Raw genomic sequence first — 11,075 nt, 5'->3', positions numbered from 1 at the left:
AGGTCGACTCCTGGCCGGTCCAGTCGATGCGGTTGAACCAGTCGCCCGAGTTGTAGCTGTTGCGGTCCAGGGACTTGGACCGCAGCAGCTCGGTGCCGGCGTGCCAGAACGACGGGGTCTGCGAGAACGCGGTCGTCGCCAGCGACAGCGTGTTCATGCGCACGCGGTCCGCCATCGACGTGTCGACGGGCAGCTTGAAGACCTGGTGGTCGTACAGCGTCTCGTTGTCGTGGGCGTCGACGTAGGTGATGATCTCGTCCGGCTGGTCGGCGTATCCGGCCGGCGATCCGTTGTAGTCGAACTCATCTCCCGCCTTCACGGTGCCGTCCGCCGCCGTCATCTCGAAGTCCCGCAGGTTGCCGGCGAGGCCGAGCTTGACCAGGTCGGTCTTGCGTGCCAGGTCGCCCGCGGGGTCCCCCGGAACGTCCGGGCGGCCGTTGGGGTCGGTGAACAGGCCCGTGCCGAAGCCCTGGTAGAAGATCGACGCACCGTCGACGGGGCTGCCGCCGTGCACCGCGTCGCGGAGGCGATCGGTGAAGGTGCCGATGCCGGTGCCGCCGAGCTGCCCCTGCGTCGCCTGCTCGAACAGCGCATTGTCCGCCACCTCGCCGAAGTTCCAGCCCTCGCCGTAGAGGTAGATGCCCTTGCCGTTCACGCCGTCCTTCTTGAGCGTGAGCTTGTCGAGCGCCGCGCGGATCTCGAGCATGTTCTGCTTCGAGTGGTGGCCCATGAGGTCGAAGCGGAAGCCGTCGACCTTGTACTGGCTCGCCCACAGCACGACCGAGTCGACCATGAGCTTCTGCGCCACCTCGTGCTCGGTCGCCACGTTCTGGCAGCACGTCGAGGTCTCGACCTTGCCGGCCAGGTTGAGGCGGTGGTAGTACCCCGGCACGACCTGGTCGAGCACCGACTTGTCGCCCTGCCCCGACTGAGCGGTGTGGTTGTACACCTCATCGAGCACGACCTGCAGCCCGAGCCCGTGCAGGGCTCCGACCATCTCGCGGAACTCGTGCACCCGCGCGCCGCCCTCGGGGTCCACGGCGTAGGAGCCCTCGGGAGCCGAGTAGTGGTACGGGTCGTAGCCCCAGTTGAAGCCGTCCTCGTCGGCGACAGCCTCGATGCACGCCTGCTGCTCGGTGCCGGCCGGTCCGTACGACTCGAGGTCGCAGTCGGGGACCGCCTGGGCGGAGCGGTCCTCCTCGATCGAGGCGATGTCGAACGTCGGGAGCAGGTGCACCGTGTTGATGCCCGCGTCCACCAGCTGGCGCAGCTGCTTCGTGCCGGCGCTGTCGCGTGTGAAGGCGCGGTAGGTGCCGCGCTCAGCGGCGGGGACGCTCTCATCGGTGATCGAGAAGTCGCGCACGTGGAGCTCGTAGATCGCCCGGTCGACGGGCCGGTCCACGACGGGAGCCTTCGTCTTCTCCCACTGCTTCGGCTTCCACGCCTTGTCGTCGAGGTCGATCGCGACCGACCGCTGCGAGTTCGTCGTCAGCGCGACGGAGTACGGGTCGGTGACGAGGTTCGTCTCGATCTCACCCGTGGAGGGTGCGTAGACCACGACCTCCCACAGGTACTCGTCGCCGGTGAGGGACGCCCCGCCCTTCACGGTCCAGACGCCGGATGCCTCGTCCCAGGTCGCCTCGTGACGCTGCGGGTCGCCGTCTGCTCCCGCCTCCCACGTGAGCAGGGTCGCCGACTGCGCGGTCGGCGCCCACAGGCGGAACGTCGGCTTGCCCTTCTTCGAGAAGGTCACGCCGAGCTCGGCATCCTCGACCGCGTCCGCGTAGAGGTCGTCGAGCACGCCGGGGATCTGCACGCCGGTGTAGGCGCGCAGGGCGCCGGCGGCGTCGCGCTGCGACACCATGAGCTGGCCCTTCAGCAGGGCGGGGGCATCCACTCCCTCCACCCGCAGGGCGGTGAACCCCTCGAGCGCGGGGAAGCGGTCCAGCTGCGCCTCGGTGAGCCCACCGTCGATGCGCGTCAGGTCGTATGCGTCGCCGCCGGTGATTTCGCCGTCCGCCTGGACGAGGGATGCCTCGTCCGACGCGTGCAGCTGCCACTCGGCGTCCGCCGCCGTCGTGCCCAGCGCGGCCGGCCACGCGATCGTCTCGGCGTCGATCCAGTGGGCGCGCAGCTCACCGGTGCCGGCGAGCGGCGGCTCGTCCGTCGTGACGGTGAGGACGTGGGTCTCGCTGTTGTAGCGGAAGGTCACGACCTTCCCTGCACTCGCGCTGAACGTGATGTTCGCGCCGTTCGCGATGCCGTCGGCGCCGTAGTTCTCGTCCCACGAGAGGCCGTGGGCGACCTTGACCTCGTACGAGCCCGTGGGCAGGTCGTCGGTCGTGTACTGGAACAGGCCGTCGCCGTTGCGGTCGAACATCATCGTCGCCAGGCACTCGGGCTGCCAGTCACCGGGGCAGCCGAGCTCGCTCTGCAGCGATCCGGGGAGCGTGATCTCGTCGCCGTCGGCGGTGGACCAGATGTTCTTCGTGCGGGGATCGAAGTAGAACGTGACGGGGCCGCCGTCGTGGTCGAGCACGATGTTGGGTCCGCCCTGCACGCCGCCGGCGCCGTAGTTCTCGGCCCACGACTTCTCGACCGCGATCTTGTACTCGTAGTCGCCCTCGGGGATGTCAACCTCGAGGCGCCAGATCGTGCCGTTCACGAGCGTCATCTGCACGTCCTCGCACGCCGGCTGCCAGTCCTCGGGGCATCCGACCGCGCTGTTGAAGGCGCCCGGCACGCTGACGAAGTCGTACTCGGTGATGTCCTGCGGCTCCGGCTCCGCCGGCACCTCGGGCTCCTCGGGCTCCTCGGGAATCGTCGTGGTCACACCGTTGCCCACGGAGGCGTAGGTGGATCCGGCGGAGCGGTTGCCTGCGGCATCCGTCGACACCGCCCGGTACTCGACGAGCGTGCCCGCCGCGAGGCCGGCCGTGTCGTGGAAGACGCGGGGCGTGGTGTCCTCGGCGGTGCCGAGGGCGTGCCACTCCTCCTCGCCGACCACGCGCCACGCGAAGCTGGTCTCGGACCAGACCTCGGCCACGTCCGCGGCCACGGGTGCGACACCCGTGACGCCGGCACCCGCCGCGGGCACGGCGACGGCGAGGTCGCCGGCCTCGGCGGGCGCCGTGACCTTCTTGTCGGCCGTGAAGACGACCGCCGACAGGGCGGGGACGGTCACCGACGCGACGCCGGAGGCATCGGTGGTGAAGGCCTGACCGCCGCCGTAGAGGGGCGTGAACGAGGCGCCGGCCGTCAGGGTCGGGATCGACACCGTGCGCGCCGAGGCGGCGTTGTTCGTCGCGACCAGGTACTCGACCTGCTCCGTGCGATCGACGCGGCTGAATGCGTAGACGCCGGCCGTGGCATCCTCGACGAAGCGCTCGATCTGCGCGCCGGTGGCGAGGGCGGGGTGGCTCGCACGCAGGTCGGCGAGCGCAGCGATGTGCGTGTACAGCGGAGCGGTCGTGTCGTAGCGATCGACCTGGCCGAGCTGCCCGCCCGTCACGAGCGGCTGGTTCGCGTAGTCCGCGGTCTGGGTCGCGAAGAGGCTCTGGCGGGCGTCCTTGTCGCCGCCCGGGCCGGCGAAGCCCTGCTCGTCGCCGTAGTACACGACGGGCTGGCCGCGCGTCAGGTACATCAGCTCGTGAGCAAGCTCGTCGCGCGGCTGCGCCTCGGCGCCGGCGACGAAGAGCCCGACGCGGCCCATGTCGTGGTTGCCGAGGAACGTCGGCAGCGCCGTGGCCGACGAGTCCGGCGTCGTGTACATGTCGTCGCCGGCGAACAGGGTGCGCAGGCCGCTCGGCTTGCCTCCCGTACCGCCCTTGGCGTACGCCGTGGCGGCGCTCTGGAAGGTGAAGTCGAGCACGGAGTTCATGTCGGAGTTGCGCACGTACGGAGAAAGCTTGGCCGGATCAGCGTCGTACACCTCGCCGAACATGAAGAACTCGTCCTTGCCGAGCCCGTGGGCGTAGTCGAGCACCTCGGTGGACCACTTCTCCCAGAACTCGAAGTTCACGTGCTTCGCCGTGTCGATGCGGAAGCCGTCGATGCCCAGGTCGATCCAGTCCTGGTACACGTCGACGAAGCCGTCGACGACGGTCGGATGCTCCGTCATGAGGTCGTCGAGACCCACGAAGTCGCCGAACGTGACCGATTCCCCAGCCCAGGTCGAGTCACCGCGGTTGTGGTACAGCGTCGGGTCGTTCAGCCACGCCGGGACCTTGACGGCCTTGTCGGCATCGGCGATGACGGGGGTGTACGGGAAGCTCGTCGCGGGGTCGAGGGCCGGGAACGAGTCGGTGCCGGCGTAGGTGGCCGGGTTGAACGCCGTGCCGTCCGCGTCGCGGTAGGGCTCGGTCTCCTGCGTGATGTAGGCGATCGGCGGAGTCTGGTCCTCGGTGTACGAGATCACGTCCGCGGTGTGGTTGGTGATGATGTCGAAGTAGACCTTGATGCCGCGGTCGTGGGCGTCGGCGATGAGCGCCTCGAGCTCCGCGTTGGTGCCGAGGTGCGGGTCGATCTGGGTGAAGTCGGTGATCCAGTAGCCGTGGTAGCCGGCGCTCGCGTCCGCCCCGGCGCCCTGCACCGGACGGTTCTTGAAGCTCGGGGTCAGCCAGATCGCCGTCGTCCCGAGGCCCTCGATGTAGTCGAGCTTGTCGCGCAGGCCGGCGAGGTCGCCGCCCTGGTAGAAGCCCTTGTCGGTCGGGTCGAAGCCGTGGGCCAGTCGGTCGCCGGCGATGCCGGCCGTGTCGTTGGAGGCGTCGCCGTTGGCGAAGCGGTCGGTCATGACGAAGTAGAACTGCTCGTCGCTGCCGGGCTGGCGCACGGGTTCGGCCACGAGCGCGTCGTCGGCCTCGGTGTAGTCGCCGCCGAGCGCGACGGGCTCGAGTCCGACGCGCTTGGTGTTGTCGTCGAACACGAAGCGCAGCGTCGCCGGGCCGGCGATCGTCAGCGGGATGTTGTCTCCCCCGCCGTTCAGGCCGTACGACTCGGCCCAGGCGTCGTCGACGGCGACCTTGTACTCGTACGATCCGGCCGGCACGTCGAACTCGGCCGCGTACACCCCGGCGGTGCCGGTGGCGGCGAGATCGGTCGTGTTGCAGCCGGGCTGCCAGTCGTCCGGACACCCCAGCTCGCTCTGCAGGCTGCCCACGAGGGCGAAGGTGCGCTCCGCCGCGACGGCAGGAGCGGTGGAGATCACCGCCCCGGTCAGGACGAGTGCCGCGGTCGTGAGGACGGCGACGGAACGGCGGACACGTGCGGCTGTCGGCTTCGACAAAGGAGCTCCTGGGGAGGGAGGGCACGACGACGTGCCGGATTGCAGTGTGCGGCCGACGCTAGCAAGGGTTGAGCGGAAACTGCAAGCGCTTACATCATGAGAGTGCGCTCATCTAGCCGGATGCCGCGGGCCGAGGCATCCGCTTCGATCGATCCAGTGGCAACCGCTTGCAGCCCCGCCTTGTTCCGTTTGTGCGGCTGGAGGGGCGGGCGGGAGGTCAGGCGGAGCCGCGCTCGTCGGCCGTCGTGTAGGTCGAGCGCTGCTCGATCACGGCGAGCGTGCAGCGCGAGATGCAGACCAGCTTCCCGGCGTCGTCGGCGATGCGCACCTCCCACACGTGCGAACGACGGCCGATCGCCGCCGGCGTCGCCGTCGCCGTCACCCAGCCCGAGAACATCGGCCGGATGTGGTTGGCGTTGATCTCCTGACCGACGACGTGGAACCTCTCGCGGTCCACGGCGAGGTAGCCGGCCCACGAGGCCAGCGTCTCGGCGAGGGCGACGGATGCCCCGCCGTGCAGGACTCCCGCGGGCTGCACGGTGCGGTGGTCCACCGGCATCCGTCCCACCAGCGCGTCGTCGCGCAGCTCGACGATCTCGATACCGAGGTTCTCGATGAGCGTGCCCGAGGCCATCGCCGTGAGATCGATCGCGGCGACGTCCCCGAACCACAGGCTCATTCCGCGGACTCCTCCGCGCGCTCGGCGACCGCGGCGACCGCGGCATCCGGGACGTAGCCCTCGATGTGGCGCTCGTCTGGGCCGTTGTACTCCGAGAGCGGACGGATGAGCGCGTTCGAGGAGAGCTGCTCCATGATGTGCGCCGTCCAGCCCGTCACCCGCGCCGCGACGAACAGCGGCGTGAACGTGAGGGTGTCGAAGCCGATCAGGTTGTAGGCCGGGCCCGATGGATAGTCGAGGTTCGGGTAGATGCCCTTGCGCTCGACGAACTGGGACTCGAGGGCGTCGTACAGGGCCGCGACCTCGGGCCGGTCGTAGTGCTCGACGAGGGTGTCCAGTGCGGCCTTCATCGTCGGCACGCGGGAGTCGCCGCGCTTGTACACGCGGTGGCCGAAGCCCATGATCTTGCGCTTCTCGGCGAGCGCCTCGTCGAGCCACGGGCCGACGTTCTCGGCCGATCCGATCTCATCGAAGATGTGCAGGACGGCCTCGTTCGCGCCGCCGTGCAGCGGTCCCTTGAGGGCGCCGATCGCTCCGACGACGGCCGAGTACAGGTCGCTGAGCGTCGAGGTGATGACGCGGGCCGTGAACGTCGAGGCGTTGAAGGAGTGCTCGGCGTACAGGACCATCGAGCGGTTGAAGGCGTCGACGACCACGTCGTCGGCCTCTTCGCCGAAGGTCATCCACAGGAAGTTCGCCGCGTAGTCGAGGTCGTCGCGCGGTGCGATCGGCTGCTGCCCGCGGCGGCGACGCTGGCCGTAGGCGACGATCGCCGGGAGCACCGCGAAGAGGCGGATGCTGCGCGCGAGGTTCTCCTCCGCGCTGCCGCTCGCGTCCATCACCGACCCGGAGCCGGCGAGGTCACGGGCGCCGATCAGGCTGACCGCGGTGCGGACCTCGTCCATGGGGTGCGCGTCGACGGGCACGAGATCGATCGCTGCGCGCACGTCGATCGGAAGCGCCCGGTAGGCGCGCTCCGTCGCGCGCAGCTGCGCCAGCTGCACGTCGGTCGGCAGCTCGCCGTGCCACAGCAGGTACGCCACCGCCTCGAAGGACTGCGTCGCCGCGAGCTCCTGCACGGGATAGCCGCGGTAGAGCAGCGAGTTCGTCTCGGGGTTGACCTTCGAGACCGCCGTGTAGTCGACGACGACTCCGGCGAGCCCTTTCTTGATGTCGGTCATGTTCGCTCCTTCGCGGCTCAGCGCTGGATCTGGAAGTTGAAGACGTCCTGGTCGAAGTGGTTGTACTGCTCGTAGTCGATCAGATCGTAGAGGTCGGCGCGATGCTGCATCTCGCCGAGTTTCGACGTGAGGTGGCCGTCCTGGGTCAGGGTGTCCAGGGCGCGGGATGCCGCTCCCAGCGCGATCCGCAGCAGCGAGACCGGCCAGATCACGATGTTGACGCCGACGTCGCGGAGCTGATCGACGCTGAAGAGGTCGGACTTTCCGAACTCCGTCATGTTCGCGAGGATCGGCACGTCGACCGCCGCGCGGATTGCCGCGAACTCCTCGAGCGAGCGCATCGCCTCGGGGAAGATGGCGTCGGCTCCGGCATCCACGAGCGCCTTCGCGCGGTCGATGGCGGCATCCATCCCCTCCACCGCGCGGATGTCGGTGCGCGCCATGATCAGGAAGTTCGGGTCGCGGCGGGCGTCGGCGGCGGCGCGGATGCGCTTGATCGCGGTGTCCTCGTCGACGACGGCCTTGCCGTCGAGGTGGCCGCACCGCTTGGGGTTGATCTGGTCCTCGATGTGCGTGCCGGCCAGGCCCGCATCCTCGAGCGTCTGGATCGTACGGGCGACGTTCATCGGCTCGCCGAAGCCGGTGTCGGCGTCGATGATGGCGGGGAGGTCGGTCATCCGCGCGATCTGCTGCCCCCGGCCAGCCACCTCCGTCAGCGTAGTGAGGCCGATGTCGGGCAGACCCAGGTCGGCCGAGAGCACCGCGCCGGAGATGTAGACCCCCTCGAAGCCCTTGCGCTCGATCAGCCGGGCGCTGAGCGGGTTGAACGCACCCGGGAACCGCAGGAGCTCGCCGGTGGCGAGCCTCTCACGGAACGCGCGGCGCTTCTCGGCGGCGGAAACGGTCGAGTACAGCATCACTCAGCCCTCCGGTCCCGGCACGAACTCCTCAGAATCGGGCCGATTGCCGCCCCCGCGGCGGCGGAAGAGGCGAATCCGTTGCAGATTTGAGGAGTTCGTGCGGCGAGGCGGACGACACCGGGCATCAGAACAGGCCCTTCGGGGCGGGGGCGGAGGCGAGGACGCCGAACTCGGCGACGATCGTCAGCTGCTGCACCTCTTCGGCCGTGAGCTCCGGCAGGCGCTCGGCGAGGGCGAGGAATCGCTCGATCTCGTCCTCGGAGAGCACGGGCTCGGCGAGGATCCGGAACTTCCGCACGTAGTCCGCACGGGCGAACGGCCGCGCGCCGAGCGGGTGGGCGTCGGCGACGGCGATCTCGTCCTCGATGGTGCGCCCGTCGGCGAGACGGATCACGACGCGGCCGCCGAAGGCCTTCTCGTTCGGATCCTCCGAGTGGTAGCGGCGCGTCCACTCGGCGTCCTCGGCCGTCGTGATCTTCTGCCACAGCTCGACGGTGTCGGCCCGGCCCGCCCGCGACGGCAGGTAGGAGTCGACGTGGTGCCACCCGCCGTCCTGCAGCGCGACGGCGAAGATGTAGGGGATCGAGTGGTCGAGGGTCTCGCGCGACGCGGTCGGGTCGTACTTCTGCGGATCGTTCGCGCCCGAGCCGATCACGTAGTGCGTGTGGTGCGAGGTGTGCAGCACGATCGACTCCACGTTCGCGGGGTCCAGCAGCTCGGGGTGCTCGCCGTGCAGTCGCCGGGCGAGGTCGATCCACGCCTGCGCCTGGTACTCGGCCGAATGCTCCTTCGTGTAGGAGTCGAGGATGCCGCGCTTGGCCTCGCCCGCCGCGGGAAGCGGCACGTCGTACGAGGCATCCGGTCCGTCGAGCATCCAGGCGATCACGCCGTCCTCGCCCTCGTAGATGGGGCTGGGCGAGGTCTCGCCGCGCATCGCGCGGTCCACGGCCTCGACCGCCATCTTGCCGGCGAACGCCGGGGCGTGCGCCTTCCAGGTGGAGATCTCGCCCTTGCGGGACTGCCGCGTGGCGGTCGTGGTGTGCAGGGCCTGGCCGACGGCCTGGTAGATCGTCTCGACGTCGAGGCCGAGGAGCGTCCCGATGCCCGCCGCCGCCGAAGGGCCGAGGTGGGCGACGTGATCGATCTTGTGCTTGTGCAGGCAGATCGCCCGCACGAGGTCGATCTGGATCTCGTAGCCGGTCGCCAGCCCGCGAACGAGCGCGGCGCCGTCGGCTCCGACGTGCTGCGCGACGGCGAGGATCGGCGGGATGTTGTCGCCGGGGTGCGAGTAGTCGGCGGCGAGGAAGGTGTCGTGGTAGTCGAGCTCGCGCACGGCGACGCCGTTGGCCCACGCCGCCCACTCCGGCGACGTGCGGCGGTCGAGGGCGCAGCCGAACACCGTCGCGCCGTTGCCGCCGACCGACACGGCGTGGTCGAGGGCCTGCTGGCGCGCCGCGCTGACCGGGCCACGGGTGAGGGATGCCGCGGCCACCGCCGCGTTGTCGATCACGCGGTTGATGATCATGTCGACGACGTCGGGGTCGACCGCCACCGGGTCGGCGGCGACCTCGGCGATGTGCCAGGCGAGCTGGCCCTCGCGCGCGAGGTTCTCGTCGCTGCGGTGGACGCGGAGGTGATGGGTGACGGTCATGATCGTCCTAACTCAGTGATTCGAGGATGTTCGAGAGCGCGTTGTGGAGGTGCACGTGCGTGGCGTGCGCCGCCAGGTCGGCGTCGCGTGCGGCGATGGCCGACGCGATGAGGCGGTGCTCGGCGACGGATGCCGCGAGCCGGTCGGGGTTGTCGCGCGCGAGCCGGCGCACGCGGACGAGGTGGGTGCGAACGGTCCGCAGCGCGGCAGTGAGGTAGTCGTTGGAGACGGCTCCGTCCAGCTCGCGATCGAAGCGGGCGATGAGGGCGTAGTACGCATCGAGCCCCTCGGCGCCGACGAGGTCGGACGACGCGAACTCGCGCTCCAGGTCCGCGAAAGCCGCGGCATCCCCCCGTTCGGCCGCGAGACGCGCGGCCGACTCCTCGAGCGCGCGGCGCACCTCGAAGATCTCGCGGATGTCGTCGGCGTCGATCGGGGTGACCACCGTCACGCGCGGCGACTGCTGGGCGACGAGGCCGTCCGCGGCGAGGCGGCCGAGCGCTTCGCGCAGGGGCGTGCGGCTCACACCGAGACGTGCCGCCTGCTCGACCTCGCCGAGCACCGTCCCCGGAGGGAGGGCGCCGTCCTGGATCTCGTCGAGGAGGGTGGCGTAGGCGCGGTCGCTGGCTCGCACGGCTGCACCTCCTCGTTCCGGACCATTGGCTATTGTATACACAAACCCGCCAGAACGGTACCTGGGAAGAGACGCGGCGCTCATGCGTATACAAACCGACGGATCGGACGCCCTCGGCGTGAGGATTCCGTTCGGATTCTTCACAAAATTGTGAAATCGGCGTAGCGTCCGGGGCATGACCAGCGTCATCCGCACGAGCGGCCTCACGAAGCACTACGGCCGCGTCCACGCCCTGGACGGGCTCGACCTCGAGGTCGGGGAGGGCCAGATCCACGGCTTCCTCGGACCGAACGGCGCGGGCAAGTCGACCACGATCCGCGTGCTGCTCGGGCTCTCGCGCAAGACCGGGGGCGAGGCATCCGTCTTCGGGGGCGATCCGTGGCGCGACGCCGTCGCGCTGCACCGCCGCATCGCGTACGTCCCGGGGGACGTGAGCGTGTGGCCGAACCTGTCCGGCGGCGAGGCGATCGACCTCATGGCGCGGCTGCGCGGCGCGGCGCGGCGCGACGCCGCGTACCGGGCGGAGAAGGAGCGGCTCTCCGAGGCCTTCCAGTTCGACCCGCGGAAGAAGGGCAGGGCGTATTCCAAGGGCAACCGGCAGAAGGTCGCACTGATCGCGGCGCTCGCCGTTCCCGCAGACCTCTACATCTTCGACGATCCGACAAGCGGTCTCGACCCGCTCATGGAGGTCATGTTCCGCCACGAGATCGCGCGCGTCCGCGCCGC

7 protein-coding genes are annotated in these 11,075 nt (G+C 69.8%); 1 reads left to right on the top strand and 6 read right to left on the bottom strand.

The window, feature by feature from the left end; genetic code table 11:
* From pulA to ACE3O1_RS12475, 6 genes are all read right to left on the bottom strand, one after another.
* Positions 1-5,284: pullulanase-type alpha-1,6-glucosidase (pulA, locus tag ACE3O1_RS12500; RefSeq protein ID WP_374315522.1), on the bottom strand; the 5,284-nt coding region annotated here is incomplete at its 3' end.
* A gap of 217 nt (positions 5,285-5,501) precedes the next feature.
* A complete protein-coding gene (locus ACE3O1_RS12495; protein ID WP_374315520.1) occupies positions 5,502-5,963 on the bottom strand; it encodes a hotdog fold thioesterase in 462 nt (153 codons plus the stop codon).
* Positions 5,960-7,144 (bottom strand): bifunctional 2-methylcitrate synthase/citrate synthase, encoded by a 1,185-nt coding sequence (locus tag ACE3O1_RS12490; RefSeq protein WP_374315518.1) that lies wholly within the window; start codon positions 7,142-7,144, stop codon positions 5,960-5,962. Before ACE3O1_RS12490 ends, ACE3O1_RS12495 begins: the two co-directional genes overlap by 4 nt.
* A gap of 17 nt (positions 7,145-7,161) precedes the next feature.
* Entirely contained in the window at positions 7,162-8,061 is a 900-nt protein-coding gene (gene prpB / locus ACE3O1_RS12485; protein ID WP_374315516.1) for a methylisocitrate lyase, read from the bottom strand.
* Between the two features lie 127 nt (positions 8,062-8,188).
* Positions 8,189-9,715: an MmgE/PrpD family protein gene (locus ACE3O1_RS12480; RefSeq protein WP_374315514.1), complete on the bottom strand. Its 1,527-nt coding sequence runs from the start codon at positions 9,713-9,715 to the stop codon at positions 8,189-8,191.
* A 7-nt stretch (positions 9,716-9,722) separates the two neighbouring features.
* A complete protein-coding gene (locus tag ACE3O1_RS12475; protein WP_374315512.1) occupies positions 9,723-10,349 on the bottom strand; it encodes a GntR family transcriptional regulator in 627 nt (208 codons plus the stop codon).
* Between the two features lie 175 nt (positions 10,350-10,524).
* On the opposite strand from ACE3O1_RS12475, the gene ACE3O1_RS12470 reads away from it, so the two are divergent.
* Positions 10,525-11,075, top strand: a 551-nt coding sequence (locus ACE3O1_RS12470) for an ABC transporter ATP-binding protein (RefSeq protein WP_374315510.1), incomplete at its 3' end; no start/stop codon positions are given.

This window comes from Microbacterium sp. (assembly GCF_041909575.1).
GTDB lineage: Bacteria > Actinomycetota > Actinomycetes > Actinomycetales > Microbacteriaceae > Microbacterium.
This window is presented reverse-complemented; position numbering and strand designations above follow the sequence as displayed.